The sequence below is a fragment of the Clostridium cavendishii DSM 21758 genome, from assembly GCF_900141845.1.
GTDB lineage: Bacteria > Bacillota > Clostridia > Clostridiales > Clostridiaceae > Clostridium_AG > Clostridium_AG cavendishii.
On record NZ_FQZB01000013.1, the window covers coordinates 1 to 18,144 of the forward strand.

Here is an 18,144-nt window from a genome sequence, read left to right on the forward strand (position 1 = left end):
CCAGCGTTCGTCCTGAGCCAGGATCAAACTCTCAATTTAAAGTTTGTAGCTCATTACTGTTGTATGTCTTATGATTTAAATCATAAAGAATTGCTGGTCATATATTTTCTTGCTCTGTTTAATTTTCAAAGACCTAATCGCCATCACTTGATGACTTTTACTATATTATCACCAAAACTTTTCTTTGTCAATAACTTTTCTAAATTTTTTTCACTTTCAAAAGTAAACTTATTATTTGTTATTGCTCATCTCAGCGACGTTTATTATAGTATCATGCCTTAATAATATATTTAATTTCTAATTTTCGATTTTTCAAATATATTTCAGAATTGCTTCAATTATATCCTTTTTACGTTAGTATATATATAAGGATACTCTTGGCTATGTTTACGTTATTCTTATTATAAATTTCTTTATACCACTTAACTTATCTCTTATATTTGTGTAAAATTAATATATCAATCTAAAACCGGAGGTAAGAAAAAATGAAAAAAAGACTAATTTTTCCATTAATATTAAGTTTATTTGTCGTATCTTGTTCACAAGCTAAATCTTCCTCTACTGATAAAAGTACTGAAAAAACTAAAGATTCAAATTCTTCTTTTAGTATTTCTCAAAGTAATAATAGTGGAGATCAAAACAATTCAACAAAACCACCTACAACTTTAACTATATCAGGCGATATTTCTTTTCCCAATGTTTTTGTAAATAGTTCTGATAATCTAATTTTTTCAAACTGGGGTGATAATTTTAAAATTTATAAAAGTAAAATGGCTGATACTTTAAAACTTCAAGATATATCAAAAGCAGAATCACCCTTAGACTTTTCTTCTTATTCACTATCAGCTTTTGGTGATGATATATACTTTGCCAATGCTTCTGATAGCTCTGCACTATATAAGATGACATTTTCAGATACTAAACCACAAAAAATATCTGAAGATAGTGTTACTAGTATAGTAGCCAAAACAGATGGAGTATATTATATAAATAAATCTCAGGATAATAAACTATGCAAATATAATTATGATAAAAAAAATATATCAGCATTAAGCCAAGACTCAGTTGGTAAATTCATAACTTCTGATAATATAGCATTTTACCAAAATGCTTCCGATAATTTTAATTTGTATGCAATTGATACAACTGGTAATAATAAAATCAAGCTATCTAAATTTGCAGTAGAAAGCTTTGGTATTGCCAATAATATTATTTATTGCGTAAATACTGCTGATAACAATAATATTTATGCTATTGATTTAAAAGATTTATCAACAAAAAAAGTATTAGAAGTAAATGCTGAAAACATTGTTTCTTATAAAGATACTATTTATTTTATAAATAATTCTGACGCTAAGAATCTTTACAGCTTTAAATCTTCTGATAAAATTTCTGCTACTCCCCTAATAAAAACTGGAGTAGATACATATTATATCTTTAACGATAGTATAATGTACAGTGGAACAACTAATAAAAATTCTATATTCTCAAGTAAATTGAAATAAAAAAATCCATCTGATATTAAATATATATTTTTATCAGATGGATTTTTTATTTATTATTTAATGTTTTTTACAATTTCTTTAAATGCATTACCTCTTTGCTCAAAGTTAGCAAACATATCAAAACTAGCACAGGCTGGCGAAAGTGCTACTATATCTCCCTCTTCTGCTATGGCTTTAGCCTTTTGTACAGCTTCTTCTAATGTATTTACTTCTATTATATGAACAGATATGCCTTTTTCTTCTTTTAATTTATTAAATACATCTAATATCTTAGGTTTTGTTGCCCCTAAAACTATTAAATGCTTTATATAATCATAACCTTCAAATGCTAAAGGTTCAAATGGTATATGCTTATCATATCCTCCAGCTATTAATATTACCTTTTGTTCAAAAGCTTTTAATGTAGCTAATGTTCTAGTCGGACTTGAAGCAATTGAATCATTATAATATTTAACACCGTCTAAGGTTCTTATATATTCACTTCTGTGCATAACTCCACCAAACGTTGTAGCTACATTTTTCATAGATTCTATGCTTACATCATCTACTGTAGCTAAAAATGCTGCTAGATAATTTTCTACATTATGCATTCCTCTTATAACTATATCCTCTTTTTTGCAAACTTCTTTTCCCATAACATAAAGCTTTCCATTTTCAAAATAAGCACCTTCTATAAGCTTTTGTTTAGATGTAAATTCTCTAACTATTCCCTTCGCTTCACTTCTAAAGTTTCTAGTTATATCATTCTCTCTATTAATAATTAACAATTGATTATTTTCTTGGAACTTAAATATATTCTTTTTAGCTTCTATATATTCATTCATATCTTTATGCATATCTAAATGATTAGGGGCCAAATTAGTAACAACAGCCACATCTATAGGTAATGACATAGTCATAAGCTGAAAACTTGAAAGTTCTAATACTATTTTATCATTTGGGTTTATTTCTTCTATATTTGAAAATAAAGGGGTTCCTATGTTTCCTCCAACCCAAGTTTTATACCCTTCCTCTATAAGTATCTTAGATATTATTGTTGTTGTTGTTGTTTTTCCATCACTACCTGTGACTCCATATATTTTACCAGGACAATATCTAACAAACTCCTCCATTTCAGAAGTTATATATGAACCTTCATTCTTTGCTCTTACTAAAGCCTCACTATCAATTCTCATAGAAGGTGTTTTAAATACAACATCAAATCCTGTTAAATTATTTAAATAATCTTCACCTAAACTTAATTTAACACCTTTATTTTTAAAGTCTATAGCCACTTCCCCTAAAGCCTCTTCTGTTTTTTTATCAAAAGCTGTTACTTTAGCATCTAATTTTATTAAAAAGTTTATTAAAGGAATGTTACTAACTCCTATACCTACAACGGCTACATTCTTCCCTTTTATAAAACTCTTAAATTCATTAAAATTTTTCTTCATAATTGCCTCCAAATTTATACTAATTACGCACTCATTAATTAATGGTATCCCATTTCTTTCTAATTATAACACTTATAAAAAATTTATTCTATTAATCATATAGTTTTATTGATAATTTATAAAAGCTATAAATTGTTATTGATTACATCATTTAATTAAATATATCACGCTTAATATAATGTTATATTTCTTAAAATATAAAAGTAAAGTATGCACTCCTATAAACATACCTTATAAGTCATTCATTACTTGAATATATTTTTCAAACCAAGTCTTTCTATTTTCGCTTCTATATAATCATTATCTGTACTATATAGTCCTAACTCTTTCATTCTTTCAAAATATTCAGCACCTGAAAAAGTATGCCTTACAGCATTCCCTCCCTCCGTATTTAACCTTTCATTTGCATATGCTATTATATCCCCTATAGCTGTTTCCCTAGATAGAGTCACCATGCTTTCTCCCCTTATATATTTTACTGCATTAAAACCTGCCAATGTTCCTGTTACTATAGCCTCTGGTCGCCCTAACAAAGAACAATTACTTTAAAATTTATGTAGTATTATAACATATTTTATAAAAAGAGTTTATGCTTTTTGGATATTAAATTCAAAAATTATATGTATTTTAATGATATATAAATTACCTAAATTAATATTTTTGTAATTAATTTAGATATTAATAATAAGCGCCTACTCTGTTTATATAGTAAGCATTATTTCACCACTCTTTATTAGCTCATTTATGTTTACTTTAGTTAGTGTTATAGTTCTTATTATTTAATGTTTTAATATAGTTAAAATCTATCGATTTATTATTTGTATTCTAAAGGTAACTTTGTAAACTTCATCTTTATTGTAAAAAAAGGAATTTCAGGTGATAAAGTGAATTATATCTTCCTAATCCACCATTTCCCAAAATTCCTTCTGCATTATGCTTAGCACATCTATACCCTGAGTTTATTCTAATTGATTTTCCACCTAATTTTGCTTTTAAAGCCTCTAGTCTAAGTAACAAAGATGTCTTCATTCCTCCACCTAATGAACCACAACACGGACATTTAAACTCTGATTGAGAAAAATGTGGTGTACTTGCACCACAACTGGGTTTTGATAACCATTCTGAAACTTTACTATTAGTAGCTGAACCAACAATACCATCTGTTGTGATTCCACTAGCAGACTGAATACCCTTTTCTGCATCTAAAGTACACTGTCCAAAACTTCCATCAGCCCCATATGATCCTAAATCGAATCCCAACTGAATTAATTTCTGCTGCAACGCTTTTACTTCTGTACCGTATCCCCCTCCTTAATAACCCCATTTGTTTTAACAACATTTAACAGCGCCAGTAATAATGAAAAAATAAGTGTAATCATTATTACTATTCTTTTTTGATACGATACTTTCATTTCTATTCCCCCTTATTTTTCATTCCTGATTATATCAGCATGTTTTCCATATATTATAAATATAAATCATATAATATTTGTTTTATGAATAATTTACAATTATTGGATATTGTGCTAAACTATATATTGTTATGGATAATATTGTATTTTATAATTTAACACAATATTTTTTTCATAAAATATCAAACTTATAGGGGGGAAGATTAATATAATAAGAAAGTTATCAATAGGATAATTTTCATAAATACTAAAAGATTATGAGTTTACCCTTTTAAGTACAAAATCTGGTTGGGTAAAATTAAATTACAAATGTAAAACTGGATAGGTTAGTGAATAATTAATAAAAATTACACAATGTAATTATAAAACTTGGATTAAATAAAAATATGGTCATATTTAATTAAATTAAAAAGGGGAGATATAAATGATTAATAAAAAAATATTAAGTTTAGTAATAGGTACATCAATGTTATTAAGTTATATTCCAGCTACATCTGTAATGGCAGCAGAAACTAAAACACCAACTAAATTAACTATAAATAGAGCTTATGAAGGTATTGGAGAAGCAAAAGTAGTTAATTGTTATTCTTTAGAGGTACACAAAAGTACTTCTGTTAGCTCTACAACTATTGGATGGCTTCAAAAAGATCAAGTAGTTATGGTTGATCATTCTTATGAAACTGATGCAAATCCATCATGGGCTTGTGTATCATATACCAATTCTAGTGGGCAATTTATACGTGGATTTGTTAAAAACTATTATTTAAAAATGTTATAATCAAATAATAAATGGTACAACCATACCATTAATATAAAATAATCATACTCAAATAGGCAAAATGTTCCTGAGTGAAGAATATCTTGCCTATTTTTATGAGTAAATTAATAATAAAATGAAAAAACAGCACCTAGAAATCTACTTTACTAAATTGAAACTTATTCAATAAGCTCCTTTGCTTCATTTAGTATTCTTTTTGAACTCTCAAATTGAAAAAGTTTCATTGCTTCCTCATATGTCATTAAATAAGCAACTTCTAATTCCTCTGCTTGATAACATAGTTGTTGGTTATCATACTCTGCAATAAAATATAGAATTCTTTTAATCACATCTTTCTTATTAGGAATTGGATGCTTATCAGTTGCCCTAAACCCTGCAATAATTTGTGTTATTATACCTATTTCTTCATATATCTTCTTCAGTTTCATTTCCTTCAATATGTCATTTAGGAAATCCATAAAATCCTTCTAACGATTTCACAATACAGAAATAAATATCATTGTCTTTGCGTGTAAATACTACTGCTCCACTTGATACTTCATATTGCATAACATACATCCGTCAAATTACCATTTATTTTACTCAACACCAAACTGGAATTTGTTGAATTGAAACTAGAATCAAACTATTCCTACTGAAACTCACTAATTAACTTCATAAGGCTCCCTGATAGATTTATTGTTTCAATTGTATTAATAACTTCTGCATAGCTGTTCTTGTCTTTAGTATCCTTCACTTTTTCAAACTGTTCTGATGATTCTATACTCAGGCGTATCATAATCTCCATAAACATGCCGCGGTGTTTGATATTATTAATAATATTTTCTGCAAAGGTTTCATATGCCGTTTCAAATGATTTATCAGTAGTAATTATAGTCTTAACTATTATATTCATATATGTGTGAAATCAATTCATAATATCACAGCAATTATCTTTATTTTCACACCATAATAATTCATATATATAATAAGGAATATTTAAAAATTATCTAAATAAATAATTCTTAAATATTCTTTAATCTAAAAGTTGTTGTTTGTAACATCTACCTTCTGTATGACCTACAAAAAATCCTGATTTTTCACCTGCGCAAAACATATTGTCTATCCCTAAGACTTGCATAAAATTATTTCTAGGTGTAGCTACCAGATACCTAACTGAATTTCCTATACCACCTGAATAAGGATCTATATATCTAGCTTTTTCTAATCCCTTTATCTTCCTTAATTTTTCTAATGGATAATATGATGTCATAAGCTTTATATGTCCAGTATCTAATAATATAACATTTTCGGCATATTCCTTTAATGCATATTGCTGACATACTTTCTGACCAAGCTTATTCATGTTTATATCTTCTTTTGGTACAGGTAACAATACTACACCTTTTGTATCTAAATCATTAAGTATTTCCTCTGATAAGCATTCCCTAGGAAGTTCACAAGAACCACTTATAGCTCCTGGTACTCCACCTTCTCTTTCACCTTGTATATCCTTTATTCCTGCCTTTGAGCTTAAACTCACTCTCATTCCAAAGGTTGGGCATCTTAACACGCACATAGCACATCCATTACCATACTTTGTACAGTTATCCATTGAACCTGTTGAACCTGTAGTTTCTATAAATGCATCAGCCTCAACAATACTCTTGTCTGCAAATTGTATGTTTTTTATTTTATCACTTACTTTTTGGACACCAGTAGCTCTAGATTTAAAAGTTATATTAATTCCACTATCTATTAAAAACTCTCTTACTAATGGTTCAGCTTTACTTACGTCACATAACCATGCATGCTTATGACCTGAAAAATTTATATTCTTATGAATGGCTATAGAGTCCATTATACTTATAAACTCACCAGCTCCCATATTAATTAACTCTTCTGCTGCTGTATATCTTCCATTATTGCGCATAATTCCACCAACATTTCCAACACCAAGCAATAAATCAGTTCTTTCATACAAATAAACATCAGCGCCAGCCTTTTTAGCAGAAATAGCTGCTGCACATCCTGCCCAGCCTCCTCCTATTATTACAACCTTCATTTAAAACACCTCTGACTAAAATTCTATATCATTACAATATTCTGTATAAAACTAATTAGTTACAATATTGATTAATTACAAAATGCCTACCACTTTAAAAAATATAAAAACACACCAAGGATGAAAATCAACCTTGGCGTGTTTTTTCTTAAAATTCTAAACTTTTAGCTATATAAGCTTCTAGCTCTTCTATTTTTATTCTAACTTGATTCATAGTATCTCTATCTCTTACTGTTACAGAATTATCTTCTAATGTATCGAAGTCAATTGTTATACAGTATGGAGTACCTATTTCATCTTGTCTTCTATATCTCTTACCTATACTACCAGCTTCATCATATTCAATGTTAAACTTCTTACTAAGTTCAGCATATACTTCATCAGCTTTCTCTGAAAGTTTCTTAGAAAGTGGTAATACAGCAGCTTTATATGGAGCTAATGCTGGATGTAAGTGAAGAACTGTTCTTACATCTCCGCCTTCTAATTCTTCTTCATCATAAGCATCTACAAGCATTGCTAAAGCTACTCTATCTGCACCTAATGAAGGTTCTATAACATATGGTATATATTTTTCATTTGTTATTGGATCTAGATAGTTCATATCTTCTCCTGAGTGTTCTTGATGTTTATTTAAGTCATAGTCTGTTCTATCAGCTATTCCCCAAAGTTCTCCCCATCCAAATGGGAATAAATATTCTATATCTGAAGTTGCATTTGAGTAGAAGCTTAATTCTTCTTGTGCATGGTCTCTCATTCTTAAATTGCTTTCTTGAACCCCTAAGTTTAATAAGAATTTCCAGCAATAATCTTTCCAATAATTAAACCACTCTAAATCTGTTCCTGGTTTACAGAAAAATTCTAATTCCATTTGTTCAAATTCTCTTGTTCTAAATGTAAAGTTACCTGGAGTTATTTCGTTTCTAAATGATTTACCTATTTGAGCTATACCAAATGGAACTTTCTTTCTTGCAGTTCTTTGAGTTGATTTAAAGTTAACAAATATACCTTGAGCTGTTTCTGGTCTTAAGTATATTTCATTTTTAGCATCCTCAGTAACACCTTGGAAAGTTTTAAACATAAGATTGAATTTTCTTATATCTGTATAATTCATCTTTCCACACTTAGGACAAACTATATTGTGCTTTTCTATATATTCTTTTAACTGTTCATTTGTCCAACCATCTGCTGAAGCTACTTCTGCTCCATTTTCAGTCATATGATCTTCTACTATTTTATCAGCTCTAAATCTCGCCTTACATTCTTTACAATCCATTAATGGATCAGAAAATCCACCAATATGTCCTGATGCCACCCAAACTTCCTTGTTCATAAGTATTGCACAATCAAGGCCCACATTGTACTTACTTTCTTGAACAAACTTTTTCCACCAAGCCTTTTTAACGTTATTCTTGAACTCAACTCCTAATGGACCATAATCCCATGAATTCGCAAGTCCTCCGTATATGTCTGATCCTGGAAATATAATTCCTCTATTTTTACAAAGTGCTACTACTTTATCCATAGTCTTTTCTACTGCCATAATCTTTACCTCCATTTATATTATTTATTATGTAGTATAAGGAAACTCCTACTCACTATTGCTCATAAGAGTACTCTTTCATTGTAGGTTCAAATAAGTAAATCTAGATTTTAGCTTATCACTTAATTGTTGACATTAAAATCAAATTAAATACTAATTTAATTATTTAAGAAAATAAAAAAAGCCTATACCAACAAAGGGACGAAAAATTCTTTCCGCGGTTCCACCCTTTTTGGCTAAAGCCCATCTTTCAAACTAAAGGCATTCAAAAGCTCCCTTCACCATAATCACTTAATGATTTACACCTGCCATCATCTCTCTAAAAAGTATTTAAGGTTACTCTTCTTAATCTCCATGCCATATTAAATTATACATATAATTTTATCAAAACAACTTAAAATGTCAATAAGCATTACTAAAAACTCATAAAAATAAAAAAAGCCATTTTAATTAATTCCTAACTAGAAATCAATTAAAATGGCTCCGCGAAAAGGATTCGAACCTTCAACCTATCGGTTAACAGCCGAGTGCTCCACCATTGAGCTATCGCGGAACGTTCATCACAAATATTATTATATCAGCATTTTTTAAAAACGCAAGTCTTTTTTTGATTTTTTTTAAACTTTTTTGTTACTTTATCTTTAACTTATCTCAAAATCAGTCTATAAGCCATTTAAATCTATATTTCAAAGCCTATACCAACCCTTTTTTCTCTAACTTTACTTATAAAATCTGAATTTTTTTATATCTTTCATGATTAATATAATTATCTAGCCCTTTCTTCTTTCAAACATGGAATATAAATCATAAGTTTGATTTATATCATTTATATTTATATTTATTTTGACTCTATGAGTAATCTTTTAATTTTCACATAAGTATATGCTTAATCATGTTATGCCACTTATAACAATATTTTTCTAAATTAATATAAAACCACAAAATAAATTATTTTAAATTTATTTTGTGGTTTAATTTTTATGCTTGTGGTTTCATTGTTGGGAATAGTATAACGTCTCTTATTGATGTTGAATCAGTTAAGAACATTACCATTCTATCAATACCTATACCAAGACCACCTGTTGGAGGCATACCTGTTTCTAAAGCACTCATGAAATCTTCATCGATCATATACGCTTCATCATCTCCAAGGTCTCTTTCATTAGCTTGTTGTTCAAATCTTTGTCTTTGAACTATTGGATCATTTAATTCTGAATAAGCATTACATACTTCTCTTCCATATATGAAACCTTCAAATCTTTCTGTAAATGCTTCATTACCTCTCTTTTTCTTTGTAAGAGGTGATATTTCAACTGGGTAATCAGTTATAAATGTTGGTTGAATCATATGTTGTTCTGCATATTCTTCATATAAAGCATTTAAAACTTCTCCCTTTGTAACATTCTTTAAGTCTTTTTTGAATTCAAGATGTTTTTCTTTAGCTATAGCTTGAGCTTCTTCGTCAGACTTAATTGCATAATAATCTACACCTGCATGTTCTTTAACAGCATCTACCATAGTTATTCTTCTCCATGGTGGTGTAAAGTCTATTTCGGTTCCTTGATAGCTAACTTTTGTAGTTCCATTAACTTTTTCACATACGTAAGCTACCATATTTTCCATGATTTCCATCATATCATTATAGTCTGCATATGCTTCATATAACTCTATCATTGTGAATTCAGGATTATGTCTTACTGATATACCCTCATTTCTGAAGTTTTTACCCATATCATATACTTTTTCAAATCCTGCAACTATACATCTCTTTAAATATAATTCTGTAGCTATTCTTAAATACATATCTATGTCTAATGCATTATGATGTGTTATGAATGGTCTAGCCGCTGCCCCACCTGCTATTGGTGATAATATTGGTGTTTCAACTTCTAAATATCCTCTATTATCTAAGAATTCTCTTATCGCCTTTACTATTTTAATTCTTTTAAAGAAAGTATCTTTAACTTCTGGGTTAGTTATTATATCCACTTCTCTTTGTCTATATCTTAAATCTGGATCCTTTAACCCATGCCATTTTTCTGGTAATGGTTTTAATGATTTACAGATAAGTTCAAATTTTGAAACTTTAACTGATATCTCTCCCATTTTAGTTTTAAAAATTTCTCCAGTAGCAGCTAAAATATCACCTAGATCGTAAGTTTTGAATTCTTTTAAGTTTTCTTCCCCTACTGCATCTATCTTTATAAATAATTGTATTTTCCCATCTCTGTCATGTATGTCTGAGAATACAACTTTACCTTGACCTCTCTTAGACATAATTCTACCAGCAACTGTAACAATTTTACCTTCTAGCTCTTCAAAGTTATCTTTAACTTCTTGAGATGAATGTGTTCTTTCAACCTTGTACACATCAAATGGGTCTTTTCCTTTTGCTTGTAAATCAGATAGCTTTTGTCTTCTTAACGCTTCTTGTTCGCTAAATTGAGCTTCTAATTCGTTAATATTCATTTCCTCATTAGACATAAAAATCCCTCCGTTTATGCTCTTCTAATTCCTAATACTTCAAATTTAGTTGTTCCACCTGGAACACTAACTTCAAATACTTCTCCAACTTTTTTATTCATAAGTGCTGCACCTACAGGTGATTCATTTGATATCTTATAATTTATAGGATCTGCTTCCGCTGAACCAACTATACTGTATTCAACTTCTTCATCAAATTCATAATCTTTTACCTTAACAATTGAACCAACAGTTACCTTGTCTGTAGATATTTCTGATTCATCTACAACTGTTGCATTTTTAAGCATATTTTCTAATTGTATTATTCTACCTTCTGTAAATGCCTGCTCGTTTTTAGCTTCATCATATTCTGAGTTTTCACTTAAATCTCCATATCCTAATGCAACCTTTATCTTTTCTGTTATTTCTTTTCTCTTAACAGTTTTTAAATATTCTAATTCTTCTTCAAGTTTTTTAACACCTTCGTAAGTCATAATGTACTTTTTTGATTCGCTCATTTCTTTCTCCCCTTTAATAATCATACTATTATAATATATCATATTTATTTTAAACATCATACAGATTTTAAAGTTTAAATTCTTTTAAACTTTCGGATATTTAAAACATTATAAAACTTTGCCATGAATATGTCAACAAATCTATATTTAAAGGTTACTAATATTTTAATATTATATTCTTTAAATTTAAATCTTCTTGCAATTCAGTATTACCCCTTAATAAATATTTATACCCTATATTTATTCTCTTTCATAAGATTTATTACAAACTCTTTAAATAGTTTTCATATTCCCTTAATAATCCTATAACATTAGCAGCCTCTTTTTCTATGTTAATTTTATCTCTTACTTCTGTACACTTTTTCAATCCTTTAAGATACCAAGATGCATGTTTTCTCATTTCTCTAACAGCTTTATGTTCTCCATGATATTTTATAGCTAAATCATAATGTCTTATACACATTTCTATTCTTTCAGAACTTGTCGGATAACTTATAGTATTACCCTTTAATCCTTCTGTAATTTGTTTAAATATCCATGGATTCCCCATACTACCTCTTGCAACCATTATTCCGTCACAATTTGATATTCGTTTTAACTCCAATGCATCCTCTACCGTAACAACATCACCATTTCCTATAACAGGTATACTTACCTCTTGCTTAACCTTACCAATTATATCCCAATCAGCCCTACCTTCATACATTTGACTTCTTGTTCTACCATGTACAGCTATAGCATCTGCTCCTGCATCTTCCAAATACTTTGCAAATTCTACAGCATTTATATTATGATCTTCATAGCCTTTTCTAAACTTCGCTGTTACAGGCTTATTAGATACCTTTTTTACTTCTTTAACTATTTCTGCTGCAAGTTTTGGATTCTTCATAAGCGCGGAACCTTCACCATTTTTAGTTATTTTAGGCATAGGACAACCCATATTTATATCTACTATACATATATCATCATTCAAATTAAAATGTTTTTCTGTTATCTCTGCCATTATTCTTGGATCACTACCAAACATTTGAATAGCTACTGGTTTTTCTTCTTTAGCTATCCTCATTAAATCTTTAGTATTTTCACTTCCATAATATAAAGCTTTAGCACTTATCATTTCAGTGTACACAAGATCACAACCCATTTCCTTACATAACCCTCTAAAAGCAATATCTGTAACTCCTGCCATAGGTGCTAAAAAGACATTGTTTTCAAAAGTTATATTGCCTATTTTCATCTATTATTACTCCTTATTCTTTTCATAAAGGATTTTAAGACCTTCTAATGTTAATTGCGCATCTATTTTATCTATGACATTTGTTTCGTCACCTATTAACTTTGCTAATCCTCCTGTTGCAAGCACAAAAGGTTCCTCTTCTCCAAGCTCTATCATTTCTTTTTTCATTCTATTAACTATATATTCTACTTGACCTATATAACCATATACAATTCCTGCCTGCATACTCGTAATTGTATTTTTACAAATTAATGTATTAGTCTTTTCAAGTTCAACTCTTGGAAGTTTTGCAGCTCTTTCAAATAATGCTTCTGAAGCTATTTTAAGACCTGGACATATAACCCCACCTAAATAATTTCCACTCTTAGTTAAAGCACAGTATGTAGTAGCTGTTCCAAAATCAATTATTATAATTGGTCTTTTATATATCTCATGAGCTGCTACAGCATTCACTATCCTATCTGCTCCTACTTCTTTAGGATTATCATATTTTATATTTATTCCCGTCTTTATTCCAGGACCTACAAGTATAGGGTTTATATTGAAAGTCTTTCTTAGCATATTTTCTAAAGAATGCATTATATTGGGAACTACTGAAGAAACTATTATTCCTTCAACATCTAAAGGTTTTAAGTTGTTTTGAGCAAATAGTTGAGTTACTTGGATACTATATTCATCAGAGGTTTTTTTAGGATCTGTTGATATTCTCCAACCTGCTATATATTTACCACCACTATGTACACCTAAAACTATGTTGGTATTTCCTACATCCACAAGTAAAATCATATATTACACCACCTTAATATAATTAAAAGCAGCCAAACTGCTGCTAAAAAACTCATATTTATTTGTTAACAATATAATTTTAACAACTAAAACTCATTTGTCAAGCAATTATCAATATGCTAATGTACACCTTTACTAAAAGTTTAAAGAAGATATTCTAGAATTTACTCCAAGAATATCTTCTTTAATTAAAATAATCCTACTATTTCTCCATCATCTAATATATCCATTCTATTGGCAGCAGGAACCTTAGGAAGTCCTGGCATTGTCATTATATCTCCAGTTAAAGCTACTATAAATCCTGCTCCATTTGAGACTCTAACTTCTTTAACGGTTATATCAAAATCCTTAGGTCTTCCTAGAAGAAATTGATTATCAGATAAAGAATATTGAGTTTTAGCCATACAAACAGGGAATTTGTCCATATTAAACTTCTCTAATTCTCCTATTTGTTTAATTGCTGCTGGACTATATTGAACTCCTTTAGCCCCATATACTGTTTTTGCTATTTTTGATATCTTATCTTTAATACTTTCCTTTTCAGAGTATATAGGTGCAAAATTTTCTTCCTCTTTAGCTATAGTTTCTAAAACCTTATTAGCTAAATCTACTCCCCCTTCTCCACCTTTTTCCCAAACTTCAGTTAAACTAACCTTAACACCTAGTTTGTTACAAAAATCATTAATGTATGAAACCTCTTCATCACTATCTGTTATGAATTTATTTATCGCTACCACTACTGGTACTCCAAAAGACTTTATGTTTTCTATTTGCTTTTCTAAATTTTGAATTCCCATTGAAAGCTTTTCTACACTTGGTATGTTTAATTCTTCTTTCTTAGCTCCCCCATGATGTTTTAATGCTCTAACTGTCGCTACAAGCACAACACATTCTGGCTTTAAGTTGCCATACCTACATTTTATATCAAAAAATTTCTCTGCCCCTAAATCTGCTCCAAATCCTGCCTCAGTAACAACTATATCTCCAAGTCCTAATGCTGTTTTAGTAGCTATTATAGAATTACATCCATGAGCTATATTAGCAAATGGCCCCCCGTGTATTAAAGCAGGAGTATTTTCTAAAGTTTGAACTAAATTAGGTTTTATAGCATCCTTCATCAAAAGAGCCATTGCACCCTGTATTTCAAGCTCTTTTGCATAAACAGGCTCTCCATTTAAATTGTAAGCTATAAGTATATTTCCCATTCTAACTTTAAGATCATTTAAATCTTTAGCTAAACATAATATAGCCATAATTTCTGATGCTACAGTTATCATAAACCCATCTTCCCTTACGAAGCCATTAACTTTACCACCCATACCTACAACTACATTTCTAAGCGCTCTATCATTCATATCCATAACTCTTTTAAATATTATTCTTCTTGAGTCTATATTCAGTTTATTACCCTGATGTATATGATTATCTATAGCTGCTGCCAATAAATTATTTGCAGTTGTTATTGCATGCATGTCTCCTGTAAAATGAAGATTTATATCCTCCATTGGCACAACCTGTGCATAGCCACCACCAGCTGCCCCACCTTTAACACCAAATACAGGCCCTAATGAAGGTTCTCTTAATGCAATTACCGATTTTTTCCCTATTCTTGAAAATGCATCTCCCAACCCTACTGTCACTGTAGATTTTCCCTCACCTGCTGGTGTAGGATTTATCGCTGTAACTAATATAAGTTTTCCTTTTTCTTTTACTTTATTACATGCTTCTATAGATATTTTACATTTATACCTACCATAAAGTTCTATATCCTCATCCTTTAACCCAAGCTTAGCGGCTACATTTATAATTGGTTCCATTTTAGCTCTTTGAGCTATTTCTATATCTGTATACATTTGAATCCCCCTTTAAACTTTTTTAAATTTATATCATATTTTAAATTATATATTTAAATACGAATAAAATAAAGTAATTTTTGCATTTTATACGTACTTTTTTCTTTTAAAAGCCCACTATTTTCGCAAATAAACATACATTAATATAATGAATTCAAATATAATTCGTTTATTTTCAAAGAGAGTTTCTACAAAATCTTATTAAAACTTCATTTGAGGTAGTAATTTTAAAATTTCAAATCGTAATCCCTTCATTTTTCTATGTTTTAGAACATTAAATTTTATATATTTTCTTATCAATTAAAAAAAGTCCTCTCAAGAGGACTAATTTAAATTCTTCATATTTCTTTTTCTTTCGCCTTTTGATTACCAGCCTTAACTTTACCTTGAAATTCAGGTACTGGCGGAAAATCGTTCTTAGAAAATTTATTTTTATGATTAGATTCAGTTCCATGAGGATCTGAAATATCAGGTCTTCTCATACCTTTCTTTGCCATTTACTATCACCTCCATGTTTTAAATTCTGATAATATATATAACTCTTCTTTTACTAATTTATTATTATCAAAAAATTTTAATTTATTCTACATCCTAAATCCATATAATCAAAAACAAATTTATTTATATAAAATATTATTTAAAGTAATTTATATATAAAAAAGAGACCTTTCGGTCTCTTTTAAGTAAAAATCTAAATTTTTAATTTAGTTATTCAAACTTACTCCTACGAATGATAATGAATAGGAGTTTCATTCAATAATACTACATAGCATTTTCAAATATTTCTTCAAACTCATCAGCCTCAAGCTTTTCTTTTTCAAGAAGAGCTCCTGCTACTGCATGAAGTTTATTTATATTTTCAGTTAGAAGTCTTTCTGCATTTTGATATGCCTCATCAATAAGCCTCTTAATTTCAGTATCTATTTTAGCGCCTATTTCCTCACTAAAGTTTCTACTTCTTCCTATATCTCTGCCTAAGAACACCTCATTATGATCTGTTCCAAAGGATATAGGTCCTATGACATCACTCATACCAAATTCCATAACCATTTTTCTTGCTATGTTACTAGCCCTATCTATGTCATTTTTGGCTCCAGTACTTATATCTCCAATTATAAGTTTTTCTGCTACTCTACCACCTAATAAACTAACCATTTCTTCCTTAAGCTTAAGTTTAGAAGTATAACTTCTATCTTCTGTTGGAAGATGCATAGTGTATCCACCAGCCATTCCTCTTGGTATTATACTTATTTGATGAACTGGATCTGCTGTAGGTAATAATTTTCCTACAACAGCGTGACCAGCTTCATGATAAGCTGTAAGTCTTCTATCATGTTCACTTATTACTCTACTCTTCTTTTCTGGACCTGCTATGACTCTAGTTATAGCTTCTTCCATCTCTTCCATAGTTATAATTTTCTTATCTTTTCTAACTGCAAGTAAAGCAGCTTCATTTGTTAGATTTTCTAAATCAGCTCCTGTAAATCCTGGAGTTCTCTTAGCCAATACATCTAACTTAATATCATCTGCAAGAGGTTTAGCCTTAGTATGAACCTTAAGAACTTCTTCTCTTCCTTTTACATCAGGTGCTCCAACTACTATTTGTCTATCAAATCTGCCTGGTCTTAATAAAGCAGGATCTAAGATATCTGGTCTATTAGTTGCAGCTATCATTATGATACCTTCATTAGCACCAAAACCATCCATCTCTACAAGTAATTGATTTAATGTTTGTTCTCTTTCATCATGACCTCCACCAAGACCAGCTCCTCTTTGTCTACCTACTGCATCTATTTCATCTATAAAGATTATACATGGTGAATTTTTCTTTGCTTGCTCGAATAAATCTCTAACTCTTGAAGCTCCAACACCTACAAACATTTCAACAAAATCTGAACCTGATATTGTGAAAAACGGAGCTCCTGCTTCTCCCGCTATAGCCTTTGCAAGTAAAGTCTTTCCTGTTCCAGGAGGCCCTACTAATAAAACACCTTTAGGTATTCTTGCACCCATTTCGATATATCTCTTAGGTTGCTTTAAGAAATCAACTATTTCGGCAAGTTCTGCCTTTTCTTCATCCGCCCCTGCTACATCTTTAAATGTAACCTTTTTTCTATCCGGAGCTGCCATTTTAGCCCTACTTTTGCCAAAGTTCATAACCCCTCGGTTACCGCCACCACCTTGTGATTGCTGCATAAAAATGAAGAAAAACGCTAGTAATAAGAATATTATAAGTATAGTTGGTATTATCTGAACCCAAGCCGAAAAATTAGTTGGTTGTTCAAAATCTATCTTTATAGCACTTCCATCTAAATCTTTTACTATTAGTGTTAATACTTCTACAGGCACAAATGTATTGTAAAGTTTTCCATCTTTTAATGTGCCTTCTACAGTCATTTTATCCTGCTTAACATGAATACTCTTAATTTCTTGATTTTTTAATCTTACTTGAAATTCACTATAAGCTATGTTGTTTCCTTGTATACTATTTCTATATACAGCATAAGCAGTAACAACTACCATTACGCAAATAACTATCCAGGCCGTTAAACTTGAAAATTTTTTCATTTTTGGC

At 29.9% G+C, this 18,144-nt stretch carries 15 protein-coding genes, 1 tRNA gene, 1 pseudogene and 1 other annotated feature; of the genes and pseudogenes, 2 read left to right on the forward strand and 15 right to left on the reverse strand.

What is annotated here, in order from left to right; translation table 11 throughout:
• Nucleotides 1-485: 485 nt before the first annotated feature.
• On the forward strand, nucleotides 486-1,505 hold the full coding sequence (locus BUB01_RS14930) for a DUF5050 domain-containing protein (RefSeq protein ID WP_072989590.1): 1,020 nt from the start codon (nucleotides 486-488) through the stop codon (nucleotides 1,503-1,505).
• Between the two features lie 53 nt (nucleotides 1,506-1,558).
• Here BUB01_RS14930 and murD read toward each other — a convergent pair whose 3' ends face one another.
• The 3 genes from murD to BUB01_RS14945 form a co-directional block, all read right to left on the reverse strand.
• Complete coding sequence (murD, locus tag BUB01_RS14935; protein ID WP_072989593.1) at nucleotides 1,559-2,938, reverse strand: UDP-N-acetylmuramoyl-L-alanine--D-glutamate ligase; 1,380 nt, start codon at nucleotides 2,936-2,938, stop codon at nucleotides 1,559-1,561.
• A gap of 245 nt (nucleotides 2,939-3,183) precedes the next feature.
• A complete protein-coding gene (locus BUB01_RS14940; protein ID WP_072989597.1) occupies nucleotides 3,184-3,471 on the reverse strand; it encodes a hypothetical protein in 288 nt (95 codons plus the stop codon).
• A 319-nt stretch (nucleotides 3,472-3,790) separates the two neighbouring features.
• Nucleotides 3,791-4,219, reverse strand: a complete 429-nt coding sequence (locus tag BUB01_RS14945) for a peptidoglycan-binding protein (RefSeq protein WP_242958416.1) — start codon at nucleotides 4,217-4,219, stop codon at nucleotides 3,791-3,793.
• Between the two features lie 555 nt (nucleotides 4,220-4,774).
• On the opposite strand from BUB01_RS14945, the gene BUB01_RS14950 reads away from it, so the two are divergent.
• A complete protein-coding gene (locus BUB01_RS14950) occupies nucleotides 4,775-5,128 on the forward strand; it encodes a hypothetical protein (RefSeq protein ID WP_072989600.1) in 354 nt (117 codons plus the stop codon).
• A gap of 158 nt (nucleotides 5,129-5,286) precedes the next feature.
• On the opposite strand, the gene BUB01_RS14955 is transcribed toward BUB01_RS14950, so the two are convergent.
• From BUB01_RS14955 to ftsH, 12 genes and pseudogenes are all read right to left on the reverse strand, one after another.
• Nucleotides 5,287-5,586, reverse strand: a complete 300-nt coding sequence (locus tag BUB01_RS14955; protein ID WP_072989602.1) for an NUDIX hydrolase — start codon at nucleotides 5,584-5,586, stop codon at nucleotides 5,287-5,289.
• A gap of 173 nt (nucleotides 5,587-5,759) precedes the next feature.
• Nucleotides 5,760-6,023, reverse strand: a complete 264-nt coding sequence (locus BUB01_RS23605; RefSeq protein ID WP_072989605.1) for a hypothetical protein — start codon at nucleotides 6,021-6,023, stop codon at nucleotides 5,760-5,762.
• A 153-nt stretch (nucleotides 6,024-6,176) separates the two neighbouring features.
• A pseudogene (locus BUB01_RS14965) lies at nucleotides 6,177-7,172 on the reverse strand (FAD-dependent oxidoreductase); the annotation flags it as partial.
• Between the two features lie 148 nt (nucleotides 7,173-7,320).
• Entirely contained in the window at nucleotides 7,321-8,712 is a 1,392-nt protein-coding gene (locus BUB01_RS14970) for a glycine--tRNA ligase (RefSeq protein WP_072989608.1), read from the reverse strand.
• Between the two features lie 194 nt (nucleotides 8,713-8,906).
• Nucleotides 8,907-9,074: a binding site (T-box leader), on the reverse strand.
• 116 nt (nucleotides 9,075-9,190) lie between these two features.
• Nucleotides 9,191-9,265, reverse strand: a tRNA-Asn gene (locus BUB01_RS14975).
• A gap of 425 nt (nucleotides 9,266-9,690) precedes the next feature.
• Nucleotides 9,691-11,196, reverse strand: coding sequence for a lysine--tRNA ligase (gene lysS / locus BUB01_RS14980; RefSeq protein ID WP_072989611.1), 1,506 nt, complete (start codon nucleotides 11,194-11,196; stop codon nucleotides 9,691-9,693).
• A 14-nt stretch (nucleotides 11,197-11,210) separates the two neighbouring features.
• On the reverse strand, nucleotides 11,211-11,693 hold the full coding sequence (gene greA, locus BUB01_RS14985) for a transcription elongation factor GreA (RefSeq protein WP_072989614.1): 483 nt from the start codon (nucleotides 11,691-11,693) through the stop codon (nucleotides 11,211-11,213).
• A gap of 262 nt (nucleotides 11,694-11,955) precedes the next feature.
• Nucleotides 11,956-12,930, reverse strand: coding sequence for a tRNA dihydrouridine synthase DusB (gene dusB, locus BUB01_RS14990; RefSeq protein WP_072989618.1), 975 nt, complete (start codon nucleotides 12,928-12,930; stop codon nucleotides 11,956-11,958).
• A 6-nt stretch (nucleotides 12,931-12,936) separates the two neighbouring features.
• Nucleotides 12,937-13,716: a type III pantothenate kinase gene (locus BUB01_RS14995; RefSeq protein WP_072989621.1), complete on the reverse strand. Its 780-nt coding sequence runs from the start codon at nucleotides 13,714-13,716 to the stop codon at nucleotides 12,937-12,939.
• A gap of 188 nt (nucleotides 13,717-13,904) precedes the next feature.
• Complete coding sequence (locus tag BUB01_RS15000; RefSeq protein WP_072989624.1) at nucleotides 13,905-15,569, reverse strand: formate--tetrahydrofolate ligase; 1,665 nt, start codon at nucleotides 15,567-15,569, stop codon at nucleotides 13,905-13,907.
• A 338-nt stretch (nucleotides 15,570-15,907) separates the two neighbouring features.
• A complete protein-coding gene (locus BUB01_RS23505; protein WP_200802881.1) occupies nucleotides 15,908-16,066 on the reverse strand; it encodes a hypothetical protein in 159 nt (52 codons plus the stop codon).
• A 265-nt stretch (nucleotides 16,067-16,331) separates the two neighbouring features.
• Nucleotides 16,332-18,137: an ATP-dependent zinc metalloprotease FtsH gene (ftsH, locus tag BUB01_RS15005; RefSeq protein ID WP_072989628.1), complete on the reverse strand. Its 1,806-nt coding sequence runs from the start codon at nucleotides 18,135-18,137 to the stop codon at nucleotides 16,332-16,334.
• Between the last annotated feature and the right edge of the window lie 7 nt (nucleotides 18,138-18,144).

What these genes read in the sequence shown, in the direction of transcription:
- BUB01_RS14970 (WP_072989608.1), bottom strand. Translation starts at nt 8,712, where the DNA reads ATGGCAGTAGAAAAGACTATGGATAAAGTAGTAGCACTTTGTAAAAAT.
- lysS (WP_072989611.1), bottom strand. Translation starts at nt 11,196, where the DNA reads ATGTCTAATGAGGAAATGAATATTAACGAATTAGAAGCTCAATTTAGC.
- BUB01_RS14955 (WP_072989602.1), bottom strand. Translation starts at nt 5,586, where the DNA reads ATGGATTTCCTAAATGACATATTGAAGGAAATGAAACTGAAGAAGATA.
- BUB01_RS23505 (WP_200802881.1), bottom strand. Translation starts at nt 16,066, where the DNA reads ATGGCAAAGAAAGGTATGAGAAGACCTGATATTTCAGATCCTCATGGA.
- BUB01_RS15000 (WP_072989624.1), bottom strand. Translation starts at nt 15,569, where the DNA reads ATGTATACAGATATAGAAATAGCTCAAAGAGCTAAAATGGAACCAATT.
- ftsH (WP_072989628.1), bottom strand. Translation starts at nt 18,137, where the DNA reads ATGAAAAAATTTTCAAGTTTAACGGCCTGGATAGTTATTTGCGTAATG.
- murD (WP_072989593.1), bottom strand. Translation starts at nt 2,938, where the DNA reads ATGAAGAAAAATTTTAATGAATTTAAGAGTTTTATAAAAGGGAAGAAT.
- dusB (WP_072989618.1), bottom strand. Translation starts at nt 12,930, where the DNA reads ATGAAAATAGGCAATATAACTTTTGAAAACAATGTCTTTTTAGCACCT.
- greA (WP_072989614.1), bottom strand. Translation starts at nt 11,693, where the DNA reads ATGAGCGAATCAAAAAAGTACATTATGACTTACGAAGGTGTTAAAAAA.
- BUB01_RS14995 (WP_072989621.1), bottom strand. Translation starts at nt 13,716, where the DNA reads ATGATTTTACTTGTGGATGTAGGAAATACCAACATAGTTTTAGGTGTA.
- BUB01_RS14950 (WP_072989600.1), top strand. Translation starts at nt 4,775, where the DNA reads ATGATTAATAAAAAAATATTAAGTTTAGTAATAGGTACATCAATGTTA.
- BUB01_RS23605 (WP_072989605.1), bottom strand. Translation starts at nt 6,023, where the DNA reads ATGAATATAATAGTTAAGACTATAATTACTACTGATAAATCATTTGAA.
- BUB01_RS14930 (WP_072989590.1), top strand. Translation starts at nt 486, where the DNA reads ATGAAAAAAAGACTAATTTTTCCATTAATATTAAGTTTATTTGTCGTA.